Consider the following 16408-nt stretch of genomic DNA (forward strand, 5'->3'; position numbering starts at 1 on the left):
GCGGGATTCGAACCCACGACCTCTTCGTCCCGAATGAGGTTCGGGCGTGATCGCCACCGGGTGGTTTGCTGTTGCTGTTTTGCCTGGTCAGGGCATTGGGGTGGAGTGGTCTCGGGTGGTCCGGAAGGGGCTTGGGGAGCGGGCTGACTCCCAGATGGATCCCAGAGTCCTGGGTCCGGACCAGACCGTCCGCTGTGGGTTGTTGGTCTCTACATCTGGCCAGACAGGTCGTCCACCAGAAGGTCGAGCGTGGCTTCCTCATGGAGCGCGACGCCGAGGGCGGTCATGGCAGGGGCGAGGCCCGGGTCCCAGTCCGCGCTGACCGTTCGGCCGTCGAGTGGTAGCTGAGGGATGCCCTCGGCCTGGCTGTGAGTGGCGAGGCGTTCATAGTCCTCGGCACCCATTCGCCACGGCAGGGCTTTGTAGCGACGGATGATCCGATTGGCCAGAGCGATGCCCGGCCAGTCGAAGTCGCCGTGGTAGGCGAAGCGGCAGCCGGTGGTGGCGAGGGCGTCGAGAAGCGTGAGGACCACCGTGGCGGCGCTGCCGGAGGTGCAGACCAGGGGCTTGGCGCAGGCCGCGTCGGCTGCGGCTTCCACGACGCGCGGGTTTTCGCAGATGTGGACCACAGTCCCGGCAGGCAGTTGGAGATGTACGTCGAGCAGATCGCGCGGCGTGAGGTGGGTTTCGGCGTGATGGGCAGCCCGCTCTCGCAGTGACCGCTCTCGCCATCCCTCACCGATGGGCCGCAGACCATAGGTCAGCACCGTGCTGGAGACCTCGTCCGGTGTGACGGACACCAGCCGCCACAGGGCGCGCCGACCGGCCGCGTTGCTGGGGAACTCGGTGCCATGGGCCAGGGCGACACCGCGTTGGACGAGGCGGGCGAGCCAGGTGCCGTCGTCCAGACCGTGCGCCGAACCGGTCGCCATCGCGGCGAGCTCTCCTCGGCCCCGTGCGGCGTTGCGTTCCGGGTCGAGCAGCACAGTGAGGACTCGAACCGCCTGCTGGAGCGTTTGTACCGCCGCCTCGGGCGTCACGCCCCTGGGAATGCCGGTGCGGCGCAGAACGTCGGACCACTGTCGGGTCCACTCCTGAGCGGCGAGCGGAGAGGCGTCGAGGGACGAGGTGAGCGACGACCACACGTGCCGGCGCTGTGCCGCCACGCCTGCGCGGGCCGCGCGGCGGTCGGTGAGCGGTGGTCCGAGTTCGTCCAAGACCTCCCTGAGCCCGAGTCCCGCGGCAGAGGTGCGCAGCCGTGCGTCGAGCGCGTCGAGCCGCACGGTCACATCGATACCCGTGAGGGGTTTGCCCAGCAGGAGTGACAGGTCGTTCCGTTCCTGGTTGCTCACTGCGGTCAACCGGAGGGATCCGGTGGCTTGTACGCCGTTGCCTTCCAGACGTTTGCGCATCGCACCCCAGAGTCGGGTGAGACCTGGTCCTGCCAGCCAGTCGCGCGTTGCAGCCGGGAGCCCGGTCATACGGATGCCAGACGCCGGTGCCGACCGTTCCAGGTGTAGTGCAACGTGGCCACCCCGCGCGCATGGGGATCGCGGAGGCATTCGTAGATGTGCAGGGACGGAACCTCAGCCCAGTTGCCCATCAGCCGCTCGCTCGTGAGGACGAAGTCGAGATCGAGGTCGACGAGGATGCGGCCCAGCCGCCCGTGGGTGGGTTCGTCGACCTTGGCGAAGGCGTCGTCCAGGAGGATCAGCCGCGGCGCGTGCGGGGCTGATTCGGCGAGGCTGGTGAAGTGCGCGGCAGCGGCGGCGAAGAGCACGAGGTAGGAGAGCACCCGCTGCTCACCCTGGCTGAGTCCGGTGCGTCCGGTCAGTTTCCTCCTGCGCCCGGGGGCCGCGTCCTCGACCACGAAGGTGTGGAAACGGAACCATTCACGGTAGTCCAGCGCGGTCCGCAGATGGGCCGTGTAACCGGCCGAAGGGTCGGCACGGCGGGCGTCCTCGATTCGGCGTTGCAGTACCTCGCGCAGTTGCTCGGTCTGCTTGCGTGTCCGGAGGCTCGACGGACTGCGCAGCAGCTCGACGGCCGCCCGCACGTCCGCATCCACGTCCTCGTCGAGCTTCCACAGCAGTTCCACGCCAAGACCGTGCGAGGTCCGTACGGTCTTCAGGGTGTCGTTGAGAGCCGCGACCAGATTGGCCGCGGTGATGACCTGGGCTGAGAGGTGATCGCCGAGCTCGCCGGTCAGGAACCGCTGGAACACCTCGCTCTCGCGCTCGGTGAGCCGCCCCCTCGCCTCCGCGGACTGGACGGCGATTCGCTCGCCCACGACCGCGACATCATGGGAACCGTGATCGTCGACCAGGCGGCACACCTTGATCCCGTCGCGTTCCTCAAGCTGTGCGTCGTATCCGCCCGCCAGTTGATCGCGCAGCACCGTGTGCCGGTTGAGCAGGGTGCTGTCCGACACCTCGCCCTTCGGGCGGCCGAGGGCCTGCTCCACGGTGTCGGCCAGTGAGCGCAGCGCTCGCAGGCGGTCGCGGACGTCCGAACCGGGGTTGTCCGAGACGTGGTCGGGCAGAGAGGACCGGTCCAGTCCCGCCCCGTTGATGACCTCCGGACGGTCGAGAGCCTTGCGGAGGGTGCGGCCGGTGTCGATGACCGTCGTCTCCTGGTCCGTCAGTTCCTTGCGCAGGCGATTCTCCTCCTCTTCCGCACGCACGCGCAGATCGCGGAGTTCGCCGTGGGTGTGCTCTGCTGCTGGGATGGCGCCGACGGCGTTCGCGATGCGTTGCTTGGCGTTCTGTTCGCGGGTGAGGATCTCCTCTTCGGACGAGCCGACGGCCTCCTCGCGGGTCCGCAGATCCTGTTGCGCGGTGCGCAGCTGGTGGAGGCGAAGCCGGTAGTTTCCTTCCGCCTCCAGCCGCCCCTCTCGGGCACGCTCGTACCGCACGTCGTCCGTCTGGCTTCCGCCGAGCCGCCCGGCCGTGCCGCTGACCGCTCTGCGCAAGTGACCGATACCGCCGAGCAGGGCCGCCAGTGCGGTGCGTACGCGGTCCAGGGAGGTGGCGTCGATGGGCAGGTCATGGGCGGTCGCGGTGGCATCCGCCTCGGTACGCGCCGACACGGCGAGAGCGCGGGCCTCCTCGGCCAGCCGTGCCGCACGGGTGGCCTTGGCGGTCAGGTCCCGCAGCGCATTCTCGTCCGAAGTGGTCCTGCTCCAGGCGTTGGAGAGCTGCCGGGCCCGGGGAAAGTCCCGTTCCGCGAGCGCGAGGGCACGCCGCCTGGAATCGGCCGCAGCGAGTTCGGTACGGGCGTCGGCCAGCCGCTGCTCCGTCTGCGCGAGCCGCTTCTCCAGCTCGGCGAGGGCGCGCCGCCGGGTCTCGGCGCGTACGGCTGCTCCCACGTACTCGGCGACGCTCTTGTGGTGCCGGCCGCGGAGGGCCCCCAGACGCCAGCTTCCGTCGAAGTGCACCGCGTCGGCAGCGGCGGTCTCCGCGGCCGGTACGAGCGCGATGGCGGCCAGCAGCCGCCCCACGTGCCCGGACGTGATGCCGCACTCCGGCTGCGGGGCAGGGCGCAGGGCCGAGGCGAGGGTCTGTGCTCCCGGCAGCACAGGGCCGGGCTGGAGAAGGGTGTCCCGGGTGAGGGGGTCGAGAAGGGCGCCGTCAGCGCTGACCCAGGCGTCCAGGATTCCGCTCGCCTCCAGTGCCGCCTCCAGGCCGGCCCGGTCGGCGGAGGCCACGTGCTCCGCGAAGTCCACCAGCCGGTAGAAGGGCGCTCCACCGGCAGGGTTCCTTTCGGCGGCGCGGTGGTGCGGGGCCGGAGGCTCGGGGTCGGTACGCCGCTCCCAGTCCTGCTTCTCCTTCGATAGACGGTCGATCTCCTCGCCGAGCCGGCCGACGCCGAGCGCCAGCGCATCGCGGTGCCGGGTGAGGTCATCGGCGTACGACTCCAGGGCCGCATGAGCCGTTTGCCGCGCTCGGGTGTCGATGTCGGGCGGCAGCGTGCGCTCCGAGAACGGCGCGTCGGGGGAGGTCTCACCGGCGACTTCGGCGAGGACGACATCCAGGGGCGGACAGTCGGGCCCCGTTGCGGTCCGCGTGCGCGCCACCCACGCGGCGACCTCATCGGCGTACCCACGACTCTCCTCGGCGACCTTCTCGCGGCTCTCTTCGAGACGGCTGGCGGCCTCCTCCGCCTCGCCCTCCACCCGTTCCCGCTCCGTGTCGGCCTGAGCTGCCCCGGCCCTGGCCCCGTCGGCCTGCGAGGAGAGACGCGTGACCTCCTGGACCATCCGTGTCCGGTTCCGTACGACAGCTTCGGCATCCTTCAGTTGCTCATGCCAGGACCGCAGCCCGTCCTCTGTCGTGGCCGTGTCCACGCGAGCCACCGGCCGGTGCCGTACGGTCTGCGCTTCCCCGTCCGGACTGGTCAGCTCCGTCTGCGTCGCCTGGGAGCGGACCGTGCGCGGCAGGGCCACCGCGTCGCCGAGATGCCCGGTGGGAAGCCCCGCCTTTTCCGCCTGGGACAGCAGCTCCTGGTGTTCGGTCCCCAGCTCGGTGAGCCGGCTCCCCAGGTCTTCGGCACCCTCGGCCAGTCGTTCCGCGGTGCTCTCTTCCGCCTCGTGTGCGTTCCGCAGGGAGGCGAAGGAGGTCATGGCCGTGGTGTGCAGGGCCTCCACCGTGCTGCGGCGTTCAGAAAGTTCGCGCAGGCTGCGGTAGGCGTGACTGGCGTGCAGCGCGGCAAGGTCCGTCCGGGCGGTCTGTTCCTCTTCTCGCAGGGTCACCAGCCCGGCTTCCGACTCCTTCTCCCGTGTCTTCAGGTCGCCTGTCCGCTGCGCGGCGTCCCCGGCCGCTCGGCGTCGTCGGGAAAGGGTGTCCAGCTCCCTGCCCACGTTCCCGGCCGAGGCGCGCAGGACTCCGGCGAGGTAGCGGCGGTAGTCGGCGAGGAACGTGCGCAGCGCCATGTCGGTACGCTCCAGGCGGCCGAGTTCGTCCCGTACGGCATCCAGGTCGTGGAGGTTGCGCGCCACCTTCTCGACCACTTCTTCGTCGAGTCCCGGCAGGGTCTCGCTCAGCAGCGAGGCCAGGCCCCCGTGTTCGATGCGGTCCCCGACCGTGGGGCGCCGCAGCCGGTGGAGGAGCTGGGTGAGGTTGCGGTAGCGCGTCGCGTCGGTGATGCCGAAGAGGTCCCGGGCCACGCGAGCACGGTGGCTGACCGCCCGGTCGGTCGCGTTGTCGGCGCCGACGAGCTCCTTGAGCCGGTCGACGGGCAGCGGCTTGCCCGCTTCGACCAGGCGCAGGTCCTCACCGACCCGCAGGGGGGTGACGAAGAAGGTCGGCAGCGCCTTCTGCGTCGACTTCGAGGCGCGGACGGCGGCACCGAGCGTCAGATAGCGGTGGTCGCCGCCCTCGTCCGTACCCCGGAACTCCACCCACAGGTAGCCGAGGCGGTTGGTCTGCTCGAACCCGTCCAGCATCAGCCAGGCGAGCGTCGTCCGGCCGGTGCCGGTCGCGTCCAGTGCCCGGGAGTCGCCGTCCAGCAGGTACGGGAGCAGCATTTCCAGGGCCTTGGACTTCCCCGCGCCGTTCTTGCCGCGCAGCAGCAGTCGCCCGTCACCGAAGGCGAACTCCTGCTCGTCGTACTGCCAGACGTTCTGGATGCCCGCGCGGTGCAGCCGGAACCGGGTACCGGCTGTCGGCGGTGGGGCGGAACGTGGCAGCGGGACGAGGCCACGCGCGTCGGTGATCATAGCGGCAACTCCTGCTGTGCTTCGGCAACTTCGCGGTCCGTGCCGGCCGTACGCACGGTGACGCGGGTGGCGTAGCGGGCCGCAGCGGCGAGCAGCACCCAGCCCTCGCCGCCTGGCCGGGCTCCCCGGACATCGGTCACCTGGCGTCCTTCCGGCAGCTCTTCGGCGTACCTCTCCGGCAGCCCTTCCCCCTCGGCCCGCATCGGGCCGGCTGGGGCCAGCAGCCGCATGCGGGCCAGCAGGTCCAGCACGGCTTCCCGCAGGGCGTGGAGATCTTCGAGATAGCCGCGCTGCCAGTTGCTGCGGCCCCCGTACTCGGCGACCAGGTCAGCCAGCAGCTCATCCACCAGGCCGTCCGGAACGGCCACTCCGACGACGAGGACCCCGCCGGTTGCAGGATGCCCGGGATCGGGCGGACGAAGCCGTTCAACGAGCCGTTCCACCAGCAGCAGTGCGGCCTGGGCGACGGTTCCTGTGCCGGGAAGGTGGAGATCGGTCAGCTCCTCCTCGGGGTCGACCAGCGCCACTCCCTCGGCGCGGATCTCCGTCTCCAGACCGAGGAGTTCGAGGAATGCCTGGGCTTCCCGGCGCTGCCGGGTACGCAGCCAGTCGCGTTCGGCATCGGTCAGTTCGTCGAGGTGGACGACGGGTGTTTCGACGAGCATCCGGCGCACGTAGGTGCGAGGTCCTCCGAAGCCCGGGTCCGCTGCCCGCCGGACCAGATCGGCGCCGTCCCGGGACTGGGCGAGCGGTCCGGCGACGACGACGCGGGCGAGCTCGCGGTCCACCGTGATCAAAGCCTCCCCGCCGGCTTCCTGAGTGATGAGGGCCACGTGGCCCTCCGTCTCGATGAGTACGCCCCACTCGACCAGCTGGCGCAGAGCTGCGACCAGGGTCCGTTTCCCGGCCGCCCGACCCGTCTCCTCCAGTTGAATGTCCGCGTCGGCCGCCGCGGCCCGGATATCGGCAACCAGCTGCGACAACAGCATCTGCTCGGGCGCGGTCACCAGCACGGACAGAGCCAGCGCGAGGCAGGCGTACGTGTGCGGGGTGAAGGGAGTGCCGGTGGACCGCACAAGCCTGTGTCCCGCCTGTGCTCCCAGCCCGGCCTTGAACAGCCGGGCATAGGAACTGTCGACCAGGAGGCGATAGCCGAGCACCTGCTGGAACCGCTTGCCCAGCCAGTCGGCGTGCCTGCGGACCAGCGGGAAGAGGTCGGCGTGCGGGCCGTCCGACGTGACCAGCGGATGAGCGAGCAACAGCCGGGCGGCGGTCCGGCGTTCTGCTGCCAGGGCCACGTCGTGGGCGGAGGGGAGGGTCATGACACGCTCACCTCCGCCTCACCGTCGGCCATGGTGGAGGTCCGGCCGATGACCAGCTCCAGGTCGTCCAGGAGCAGGTCCCCGTCGGCCGAGCGGAGGAGCGTGCGGATACCCGCCGCACGGTGCACGGTGAGCCGGATGCCCAGATCGGCGTCCTCGCTCCGCGCCGCGTCCAGGCCGAACCCCGGCGTCCCCTCCCCGTCCGCACTGGTGCGCCGCTTGAGCTGCGCGTTCCCGAGCGCCGTGGCCAGCAGCTCCAGGAGCAGGCCCAGCGCCGCCGAAGTGAGCCGTACGTCATCGAAACGGCCCGATGCGCTGCGTAGCTCGTCCGCCGCCGCTTTCCGGGCCGCCGCCCGCTCACGCGCGGCCGCCCGCAGCCGGTGCTTCTGCGCAGAGTGGTCCTCCACCGACGACGCCCGGCCCCGCTGCGCGCGGCTGCCCCTCTCGCGCAGCGCCACCGGGACCTCGACCACCGGGCCGTTCCACCAGCTGGTGTAGGCGGGCACCACTTCATCGGTGGCAGGCGGGATGCCCAGGTGGCGGGCACCGTACAGCCCGAAGGCAGCGACGGCGATGTCGTGCGCGTCCTGCGGTGCCGCTTCGTCGAACCACCGGGCCAGCCGCAGCAGGTCCCGGCGCCGCGACATCTCCCCGGTGGCCGAACGCAGCATCCGCTTGGCGTTGGCCAGCAGGGACTGGAGCGCCCGCAGGGTGGCGTCCCGCAGTTGATCGACCTGGCTGCCCTGACCATCGGTGTTGCTGAACCATCCGCGCAGCCCGTCCCAGTCCGCAAGCTCGCGCCCGCGGCTGCGCTGCACCCGGGTCTCCGAGCGGCCTTCGCCCTGCGGAGAGATCCCGGCGAGGCCCTGGGCGTGGGCGTCCAGCCGATCCAGCAGATCCGGAAGGTGCGGCCAGAGCGTGTCCAGTGCCGCCGAGATCCGGGGCGCGCGGAAGGCCACGTCCTCCGTGATTGCCTCGACGTAGTCCAACAGCAGTTCCTTGAAACCCTGATACTCGGCACTGTCCAGGTCGTACCGGGCGAGCACCTGGCCGAGGTAGGCATAGAAGTCCCGGATGGAGTCCGCGAACTCGGCGAACTGCACGAACAGCGTGCTGACCCGCTCCAGCCCGTCCTGCGGAGCGATACCGCCCGGCTCGGACACCAGCTCGGCCAGCTCCCGGAGCCCGCGCTCGACCAGGGCAAGCAGTTCGTTGCTCACCTCGCGGGCGGCATCGGCCTCGGCCAGCACCCCGTCGGCGTCCCGCTGGATTCGCTCGCCCAGCCTCGACAGCTGGTAGCGCGCGCGGGAACGCTGGTACTCGGTGATGCTGGACGCCTTCACCGTGTGGCTGCTGCGCAGCAGGTTGCCCCACCGCTCCAGCTGTTCGAGCCGGGCGGTGAGGGTGTCGGCGTCGAGCCCGGCCCCTGGCCCGCCGGACTCGCGCAGCTTCGCCATGACGTCCGGGACGGTCAGGTCCGCCAGGAGCGTTCCGCAGAAGACCCGCATGATCGCGATGTGCTCCAGCCGCTCCGGCGCGCTCAGGTAGGCGTACGCGTCCAGCCTTCTGCGCGCCTCGTGGTCGCCGGGTTCCGGCGGTGTGCCGGGTGCGGGTGCCTCCATGCTTGCGAGGCTACTTGGAGCATTCGACTGTCGTTGGGACATAGCTCGAAATGCTCCCCGAGCATGCGGAGGTGACGCCCCTGTCCCTCCGATCGCCAACGCTTCAGCACGAAACGTGGGGGGGTTGTTGCAGCCCTGGGCCGCGCCTTTCGGCGCCCTGGTGTTCCAGCGCTTGGGCGGCGGCCGGGGGACTGCGACTTCAGGCTCCTCGACCCACCGGAGGAGATCGCCCCGGAGCTGGAGTCAGCTGCTTGATCACGGGCGCTCTGCTGGGCGTCCGGCCGCCTCAGTCGCGATGCCAACCAACAGGCTCTTCGGCGGTTCCTTGGGAGCCGGCTTCTGAGGTTGGCTCCCAAGATGGCCCCAGGAACGAGTCAGGGGCCTGATCCACTAAGTGGATCAGGCCCCTGACCTGGTCTTACAGCTGTCGGGGTGGCGGGATTTGAACCCACGACCTCTTCGTCCCGAACGAAGCGCGCTGCCAAGCTGCGCTACACCCCGATCGCCGCCGGTCTCCCGGCGACATCGATTACTTTAGCCCACCCGCGCCCGCAGACGAAATCCGGTTTGTGCGCAGCTGAGGGCGAGGGGGCCGGGGGGCGCTCAGTCCCGGGCCGTCAGGGTCAGCAGGGTCGCTTCGGGCGGGCAGGCGAAGCGGACCGGGGTGTAGCGGTTGGTGCCGCAGCCGGCGGAGACGTGGAGGTAGGCGCGGTGGTCATCGACGGAGTGGGTGGAGAGGCCCTTGACCCGGTCCGTGTCCAGGTCGCAGTTGGTGACCAGGGCTCCGTAGAAGGGGATGCAGAGCTGGCCGCCATGGGTGTGACCGGCCAGGATCAGGGGGTAGCCGTCCTTGGTGAAGGCATCCAGGGAGCGCAGGTAGGGGGCGTGGACCACGCCGATGGAGAGGTCGGCGCCCGTCTCGGGGCCGCCCGCCACCTCTGCGTAGCGGTCGCGCTTGATGTGCGGGTCGTCCAGGCCGGTGAAGGCGATCTCCAGGCCGTCGATCTTGAGGCGGCCCCGGGTGTTGGACAGGCCCAGCCAGCCCGCCTCGTCGAAGGCGTCGCGCATCGGTTCCCACGGGTTGTGGACGACGCCGACCGCGGGCGCGTTCCCGTTGAGACCGTGCTTGCCCCGGGCCTTTTCGAAGAGGTAGCGGGCGGGGTTGCGGAGCTTGGGGCCGTAGTAGTCGTTGGAGCCGAACACGTACACCCCCGGGAACTCCATCAGCGGGCCCAGCGCGTCGAGCAGCTCGGGCACGCCCTCGGGGTCGGAGAGGTTGTCGCCGGTGTTCACGACGAAGTCCGGGCGCAGGCCGGCCAGCGACTGCAGCCAGGCGCGCTTCTTGCGCTGGCCGCTCACCATGTGGACGTCGGAGACCTGGAGCACGCGCAACGGGCGTGCCCCGTGCGGGAGTACGGGGATGGTGACCCGTCGCAGGCGGAACGAGCGGGCCTCGAATCCGGCGGCGTAGGCGATACCGGCTGCGCCGATCGCCGCGCCGACTGCCGTGACTTTCAGGGGTACTCCGTAGCGTGCGCGCATGTGTCCATCGTCGCAGACACCGTGCGGCCAGCAGAAAACCGGCGGGCGCCGGTCGCCCCGTACCTGCCACAATCAGTACATGACCACGCTCAAGTCCAAGCTCAAGGAAGACCTCACCACGGCCATGAAGGCGCGTGACGAACTGATCTCGTCCACGCTCCGGCTGACCCTCACCGCCATCACGAAGGAGGAGGTCAGCGGCAAGACGGCCCGCGAGCTCTCCGACGACGAGGTGCAGAAGGTGATCGCCAAGGAGGCGAAGAAGCGCCGCGAGGCGGCCGAAGCCTTCGCCCAGGGCGGCCGGACCGAGCAGGCCGAGCGCGAGAAGGCGGAGGGCGAGATCCTCGACGCGTACCTGCCGAAGCAGCTGAGCGACGACGAGCTGGGCGCGATCGTGGCGTCCGCCGTCGAGGAGGCCAGGGCCGCCGGGGCCGAGGGGCCGCGCGCGATGGGTGCCGTCATGAAGATCGTGAACCCGAAGGTGGCGGGGCGCGCGGACGGCGGCAGGGTGGCCGCCTCGGTGAAGAAGCTCCTCGCGGGCTGAGCCCGCACGGCGTACGTATGACGTATGCGTAGGGACATATGAAGGTGGGGTGCCCCGGACCGATCCCGGTCCGGGGCACCCCACCTTCGTGTCAGGGGACGAGCCTTGCGGCTCAGGGGCCCTGCGTGCCGCCGTTGGTCTGGCTGCGGTGGCCGCCGCCGGTGTTCCCGCCGATCAGGTCCGGCGGGATGCTCATGCCGGGGAACGGGTTCTTGCCACCGGGCTTCTTGTCGCCGGGCTTCTTGCCACCGGCGCCGTGCCTTCCCTCGTCCCGGCCGCGGTCCCGGCCCCTTTCCCGGTCGTCGTTCTTCGGCGGGTCCGGGATGTTGACGGTGTTGAAGGGAGGAGCGGCCACTCCGTTGAGGGCGCCCGTCATCGCGTCACGCCAGATCGGTCCGGGGACCTGCCCGCCGTACACCTTGTCCTGGTACACACCACCGATCGTGATGCGCTCCATCTCGACGCTCTGGGACGGGCTGCCGACCCAGACGGCGCCGGACATGTTCGGGGTGTACCCGACGAACCAGGCGTTCTTACGGGCGTCGGTCGTACCGGTCTTGCCCGCGTTGTCGCGGCTCTGGAGACCCGCCTCCTGACCGGTACCGGAGTCGACCACGCCGCGCAGCAGCGTGTTGATGGTGTCGGCCGTCGTCTGCGACATCGCCTGCGAGCAGGAGGTCTTGGGCACGGGGAGCGAGCTGCCGTCGGCCTTGTTGACCGACTCGATGGCGATCGGCGTGCAGTACGTACCGCGGTTGGCGAAGGTGGCGTACGCACTCGCCATCGTCAGCGGCGACAGACCGTTGGAGCCGAGGGTCAGGGTCGACGGGTTCTGCGGGAGCTTGGAGCCGTCGCCCTGCACCACGCCGAGCTTGTCGGTCATCTGGGAGACCGGGCACATGCCGATGTCCTGGAGCATCTGGACGAAGTAGGTGTTGACCGACTTCTCCATCGCCTCCTTCAGCGCGTACGGGCCCTTCTCGGTCTCGCTCTCGTTCTCCAGGTGGTACTTCGGTACACCGTCGTTGACCCACGGCTTCCCGCAGGACCGCACCGTGTCCGGGTAGTCCATCTCGTACGGCGACGGATAGACCTGTGTGGCCGGCTTGCCACCCTCTATGGCCGCGGCGGCGAGGAACGGCTTGAACGTCGAACCGGTCGGGAAGCCGTAGTTGGAGCCGCCCATGGCCTTGTTGACCGAGTAGTTGTACTGGGTCTCGTTGTTCCCGAAGCCGTACGGCTTGGACTGGCCCATGCCCATGATCTTGCCGGTGCCCGGCTGGACCAGCGTCACGGCCGTCGCGACCCTGTCCGACTTGTAGACGTGGTTCTTGATCGAGCCCTGCACCGACTGCTGGGACTGCGGGTCGAGCGTCGTCCGTATCGTCAGGCCGCCCCGGTTCCAGATCTTGGCCCGGTCCTCCTTGGTCTCGCCGAAGACCGGATCGGTGAGGAAGACGTGGCGTACGTAGTCACAGAAGAAACCGGCGCCGCTGACGGCGGTGATGCAGCCGTTCTTCGGCTTCTTGACCTTCAGCTTGATCGGGGTCGCCTTCGCCTTGTCGGCCGCGGCCTGCGAGACGTTCCCGACGTCGGCCATGCGCTGGAGCACGGTGTTGCGGCGCTTGGTCGCCTCGGCCGTGTCGTTGACCGGGTCGTAGCGGCTCGGCGACTGCACGACACCGGCCAGCAGCGCGGACTCCGCCAGCGTCAGGTCCTTCGCCGACTTGGAGAAGTAGCGCTGGGCGGCGGCCTCGACGCCGTATGCCTGCTGCCCGAAGAAGGTGATGTTGAGGTAGTTCTCCAGGATCTTCTTCTTGCCGAGCTCTTCCTCGACCTGGATCGCGTACTTCAGCTCCTGGACCTTGCGGCCCATCGTCTGCTGGGTGGCCTGCGCGACCTTGTCCGGGTCGTCGCCCGCCTCCTCGACGAAGACGTTCTTCACGTACTGCTGGGTGAGGGTCGATGCGCCCTCGGCGGTTCCGCCCGTCTGCACATTGCGGTTCAGCGCGCGCAGGATGCCCTTGAGGTCGACGGCCCCGTGCTCGTAGAAGCGGGCGTCCTCGATCGCGACGATCGCCTGCTGCATGTACGGCGAGATGTCCTTCAGCGGGACCACCGTGCGGTCGCGCGAATACACCGAGGCGATCGTCCCGCCCTTGCTGTCCAGGATCGTGGTGCGCTGGCTCAGCGGCGGAGTCTTGAGGTTGGCCGGGATCTCGTCGAATCCCTCGACCGTCCCCTTGGTGGCGAGACCCAGTGCTCCGGCGGCCGGCAGCGCGATGCCCGCGAGCACAACTCCGGAGAGTGCGGCGACACCGAGGAACTTGGCGGCCTGCTGGGTCGTCGAGAGACCCCCGCCCGAGCGCTTCTTTGGCATGGGGGCAGCCTACGTTCTCATTCGCCGGACACACGTATATGCCTTGGCCTAAGCTGCTCTCAACTGTCACAGCAGTCCGGTTCCGTATCAACCCCCATGCATGACCCGGCCACGAGCTCAGGCGCTCCCGAATTCGCCTCGTGTGTCATTGAACGTCCGTTGTGATCCAGGTGAACTGTCCCGATTCTTCCGGGATAGTCGCGTATGCCCTCGCCTCACTCCCCTGGGTGATCTGCCGCATACACATAGTCCGTTCGGGCCATTCAAGACTGGGCCCGAAGGGGGTGTTGTGCTGTCGCCACCTTCCGTAACGTCCTCAACTGGCAGCGGTGAATATGCCGCTACCGCCGTGGGGGAGCCTCGATTCGGGAGAGGACGGCGCCGTGATGGGCTGGGTAACCGACTGGAGTGCGCAGGCAGCCTGCCGCACTACCGATCCGGATGAACTGTTCGTACAAGGGGCAGCGCAGAACAGAGCCAAGGCGGTGTGCACCGGATGCCCGGTGCGGACCGAGTGCCTGGCCGATGCGCTGGACAATCGCGTCGAATTCGGCGTGTGGGGCGGAATGACCGAGCGGGAGCGCCGCGCACTGCTGCGCAGGCGGCCCACCGTCACGTCCTGGCGCCGGCTGCTGGAGACCGCGCGCAGCGAGTACGAGCAGTCGACGGGCATCCTGCCCGTGGCGATCGGACTGGACGACGACGAACTGCACGAGAGGTACGCCGCGGTGGGATAGGGCTGACGGACGGCTACGCAGCTCCGGCCGGGGCAGAACCGGTCGCGAGCCGGTCCCCTACGGCCCGGAGTCCTTCGAGGTCATGTACGTCACCGGGCAGCGCGGCCACTTGGGTCACGGCGACCTCGGGGTGCAGCGCGGTGAAGCGGTCGCGTGTGCGCTGTTCGCGCGCGACCACCTGCATCCGTTCGGCATGCAGCCGCAACAGACCCGCGGTCAGCTCCTCGACGGAAGCGGTTCCGGGTGTATCGGGAACGTGTCCCGGCGTCGGCTCGGGGTCTTCGGTGTCCTTGTGCTCGTGCTCGGAATGGTCGGGCGTGGCGTCGGGGGCGGTATCCGGTGCGGCACCGGGCGTGACAGCGGGTGTGACAGCGGCTTCGGGAGAGGTGGCCGACTGGTCGGTCCGGTCACGAAGTCCAGCCTTCCCGGCCGTCTGATCCACAATGCCGACCCCGTCAAGATTTTCTGCGGCGGCCAGGGCGAGTTCGGCGGAGAGCCGGGCGGCATCGCTGCCATGGACCCGGTTGAGCACCAGCCCGGCCAGCGGCATCTCCTCCGCGGCCAGCCGTTCCACGAAGTACGCCGCCTCGCGCAGTGCGTCCCGCTCCGGCGTCGCGACGACGAGGAACGCCGTGCCGGGGGCCTGGAGCAGTTTGTACGTGGCGTCGGCCCGGGTACGGAATCCGCCGAACATGGTGTCCATCGCCGCGACGAAGGTCTGTACGTCGCGCAGGAACTGACCGCCGAGCAGCTTGCCCAGCGTTCCGGTCATCATCGACATGCCGACGTTCAGGAACTTCATCCCGGCCCGGCCGCCCATCTTCGCCGGGGCCATCAGCAGCTTGATGAACTTTCCGTCCAGGAACGAACCGAGCCGCTTCGGCGCGTCCAGGAAGTCCAGCGCGGAGCGCGACGGAGGGGTGTCGACGATGATCAGGTCCCACTCGTCGCGCGCCCGCAACTGCCCGAGTTTCTCCATCGCCATGTACTCCTGCGTGCCCGCGAAACCGGCCGACAGGGACTGGTAGAAGGGGTTCTCCAGGATCGCGCGGGCCCGCTCGCCGTCCGCGTGCGCCTCGACGATCTCGTCGAAGGTCCGCTTCATGTCGAGCATCATGGCGTGCAGTTCCCCGGCGTCCCCGCCCTCGATGCCCGGCACCTGGCGCGGTCTGTTGTCCAGCGAGTCGATGCCCATGGACTGGGCGAGCCTGCGGGCCGGGTCGATGGTGAGCACGACGACCTTGCGGCCGCGCTCGGCCGCCCGTACGCCCAGAGCCGCCGCGGTCGTGGTCTTGCCGACGCCGCCCGAACCGCAGCACACGACGATCCGGATGTCCGGATCGTCGAGCAGCGCGTCGGTGTCCAGCGCGGGAGCGGGTGAGACGGCCACATCCGACGCGGCCGTGTCCGTTCCGGCCGTGGCCGTTCCGGTCGTGTCGGATGTGGCCGTGTCCGTCGACGCGGTCGCATCCGTCGTTGTGGCCGTGGCCGTGGCCGCGTCCGTGCGCTGTGTCATGTACCCACCCCTTGTCCCGCCCCTTCGCCCACGCCCTGCTTGCGGAGCTCGGTCGCCAGGTCGTAGAGACCGGCCGGGTCCATCCCCTCGCCGATCAGCGGGAGTTCGTATCCCGGCAGCTCCAGGTCCGCGAGCACGGCGCGCTGTTCACGCTCCAGCTCGACCCGCTGGGCATGCTCGGCCGCCTGCTCGACCAGGGGGCGTACGAGCCCCGCGGAGCCGGTCACTCCGGCCCGGGTCAGCGCCTTGGCGATCTCCTTGCGCCGGCCGCCCGCGGCGGTGCGCAGGGTGTCCTCGTCCAGCAGATGGGGCCGCACCATGTTCACGATGACCCGGCCCACCGGCAGTTCGGCGGCCCGCAGTTCGGCGATACCGTCCGCGGTCTCCTGGACCGGCATCTCCTCCAGCAGCGTCACCAGATGGACGGCGGTCTCGGGGGACTTCAGCACCCGCATCACGGCCTGTGCCTGATTGTGTATCGGGCCGATCCTGGCCAGCCCCGCCACCTCGTCGTTCACATTGAGGAAGCGGGTGATGCGCCCGGTGGGCGGGGCGTCCATGATCACGTAGTCGTAGGCGTACCGGTTCTGCTTGTCCTTGCGGCGTACGGCTTCGCAGGCCTTGCCGGTCAGCAGCACGTCCCGCACGCCGGGCGCGATCGTGGTGGCGAAGTCGATCGCGCCGAGTTTCTTGAGCGCCCGGCCCGCGCTGCCCAGCTTGTAGAACATCTGGAGGTAGTCGAGAAGGGCGCGCTCGGCGTCGATCGCGAGGGCGTAGACCTCGCCGCCGCCCGGCGCGATGGCGATCTTGCGCTCCTCGTAGGGGAGGGACTCCGTCTCGAAGAGCTGGGCGATGCCCTGCCTGCCCTCGACCTCCACGAGAAGGGTGCGCTTGCCCTCGGTCGCGAGGGCGAGCGCGAGGGCGGCGGCGACCGTGGTTTTACCGGTACCGCCCTTGCCGCTGACGACCTGGAACCTGCTCACGTATTCGAGCCTAACCAGTCACACCGCAGGCTACGCACGAGGCTGT

10 protein-coding genes and 1 tRNA gene are annotated in these 16408 nt (G+C 69.6%); 2 read left to right on the top strand and 9 right to left on the bottom strand.

Translation table 11 applies throughout. The annotated features are described in order from the left end of the window. Positions 1–209: 209 nt before the first annotated feature. The 6 genes from OG520_RS22030 to OG520_RS22055 all read right to left on the bottom strand — a co-directional run bounded on the left by OG520_RS22030 (position 210) and on the right by OG520_RS22055 (position 10202). Positions 210–1562, bottom strand: a complete 1353-nt coding sequence (locus OG520_RS22030) for a TIGR02679 family protein (RefSeq protein WP_406014300.1) — start codon at positions 1560–1562, stop codon at positions 210–212. Further along, the gene (locus tag OG520_RS22035) at positions 1478–5716 is read right to left on the bottom strand and encodes a TIGR02680 family protein (RefSeq protein ID WP_406014301.1); all 4239 of its coding nucleotides are present in this window, start codon (positions 5714–5716) and stop codon (positions 1478–1480) included. The genes OG520_RS22030 and OG520_RS22035 overlap by 85 nt, the downstream gene beginning before the upstream one ends. Further along, positions 5713–7038, bottom strand: a complete 1326-nt coding sequence (locus OG520_RS22040; protein WP_406014302.1) for a TIGR02678 family protein — start codon at positions 7036–7038, stop codon at positions 5713–5715. The genes OG520_RS22035 and OG520_RS22040 overlap by 4 nt, the downstream gene beginning before the upstream one ends. Then, on the bottom strand, positions 7035–8660 hold the full coding sequence (locus OG520_RS22045) for a TIGR02677 family protein (protein ID WP_406014303.1): 1626 nt from the start codon (positions 8658–8660) through the stop codon (positions 7035–7037). The genes OG520_RS22040 and OG520_RS22045 overlap by 4 nt, the downstream gene beginning before the upstream one ends. Positions 8661–9087: 427 nt before the next feature. Beyond that, a tRNA-Pro gene (locus tag OG520_RS22050) sits at positions 9088–9161 on the bottom strand. A 102-nt stretch (positions 9162–9263) separates the two neighbouring features. After that, positions 9264–10202, bottom strand: a complete 939-nt coding sequence (locus tag OG520_RS22055) for a metallophosphoesterase (RefSeq protein WP_385326016.1) — start codon at positions 10200–10202, stop codon at positions 9264–9266. Between the two features lie 79 nt (positions 10203–10281). Here OG520_RS22055 and OG520_RS22060 point away from each other — a divergent pair, with 79 nt between their 5' ends. Then, positions 10282–10746, top strand: a complete 465-nt coding sequence (locus tag OG520_RS22060; protein WP_385326018.1) for a GatB/YqeY domain-containing protein — start codon at positions 10282–10284, stop codon at positions 10744–10746. Positions 10747–10858: 112 nt separating this feature from the next. Here the strand turns inward: OG520_RS22060 and OG520_RS22065 are convergent, their stop codons facing one another. Next, positions 10859–13126 carry a transglycosylase domain-containing protein gene (locus tag OG520_RS22065; RefSeq protein ID WP_406014304.1) on the bottom strand — a complete coding sequence of 756 codons (2268 nt, stop codon included), beginning with the start codon at positions 13124–13126 and terminating at the stop codon, positions 10859–10861. 386 nt (positions 13127–13512) lie between these two features. Between OG520_RS22065 and OG520_RS22070 the strand changes: the two genes are divergently transcribed. After that, complete coding sequence (locus OG520_RS22070; RefSeq protein ID WP_176740522.1) at positions 13513–13863, top strand: WhiB family transcriptional regulator; 351 nt, start codon at positions 13513–13515, stop codon at positions 13861–13863. Positions 13864–13876: 13 nt separating this feature from the next. Here OG520_RS22070 and OG520_RS22075 read toward each other — a convergent pair whose 3' ends face one another. Together OG520_RS22075 and OG520_RS22080 are read right to left on the bottom strand one after the other, a co-directional pair. Further along, a complete protein-coding gene (locus tag OG520_RS22075) occupies positions 13877–15379 on the bottom strand; it encodes an ArsA-related P-loop ATPase (RefSeq protein ID WP_406014305.1) in 1503 nt (500 codons plus the stop codon). Next, positions 15376–16362 (bottom strand): ArsA family ATPase, encoded by a 987-nt coding sequence (locus OG520_RS22080; protein WP_399329360.1) that lies wholly within the window; start codon positions 16360–16362, stop codon positions 15376–15378. The genes OG520_RS22075 and OG520_RS22080 overlap by 4 nt, the downstream gene beginning before the upstream one ends. Between the last annotated feature and the right edge of the window lie 46 nt (positions 16363–16408).

Origin of the sequence: Streptomyces sp. NBC_00984, from assembly GCF_045162475.1 — a bacterium.
Classification (GTDB): domain Bacteria; phylum Actinomycetota; class Actinomycetes; order Streptomycetales; family Streptomycetaceae; genus Streptomyces.

Bases quoted from the DNA above. Each gene is read 5' to 3' on its own strand.
- OG520_RS22035 (WP_406014301.1), bottom strand. From the start codon at position 5,716: ATGATCACCGACGCGCGTGGCCTCGTCCCGCTGCCACGTTCCGCCCCA.
- OG520_RS22065 (WP_406014304.1), bottom strand. From the start codon at position 13,126: ATGCCAAAGAAGCGCTCGGGCGGGGGTCTCTCGACGACCCAGCAGGCC.
- OG520_RS22045 (WP_406014303.1), bottom strand. From the start codon at position 8,660: ATGGAGGCACCCGCACCCGGCACACCGCCGGAACCCGGCGACCACGAG.
- OG520_RS22070 (WP_176740522.1), top strand. From the start codon at position 13,513: ATGGGCTGGGTAACCGACTGGAGTGCGCAGGCAGCCTGCCGCACTACC.
- OG520_RS22030 (WP_406014300.1), bottom strand. From the start codon at position 1,562: ATGCCTCCGCGATCCCCATGCGCGCGGGGTGGCCACGTTGCACTACAC.
- OG520_RS22040 (WP_406014302.1), bottom strand. From the start codon at position 7,038: ATGACCCTCCCCTCCGCCCACGACGTGGCCCTGGCAGCAGAACGCCGG.
- OG520_RS22075 (WP_406014305.1), bottom strand. From the start codon at position 15,379: ATGACACAGCGCACGGACGCGGCCACGGCCACGGCCACAACGACGGAT.
- OG520_RS22060 (WP_385326018.1), top strand. From the start codon at position 10,282: ATGACCACGCTCAAGTCCAAGCTCAAGGAAGACCTCACCACGGCCATG.
- OG520_RS22055 (WP_385326016.1), bottom strand. From the start codon at position 10,202: ATGCGCGCACGCTACGGAGTACCCCTGAAAGTCACGGCAGTCGGCGCG.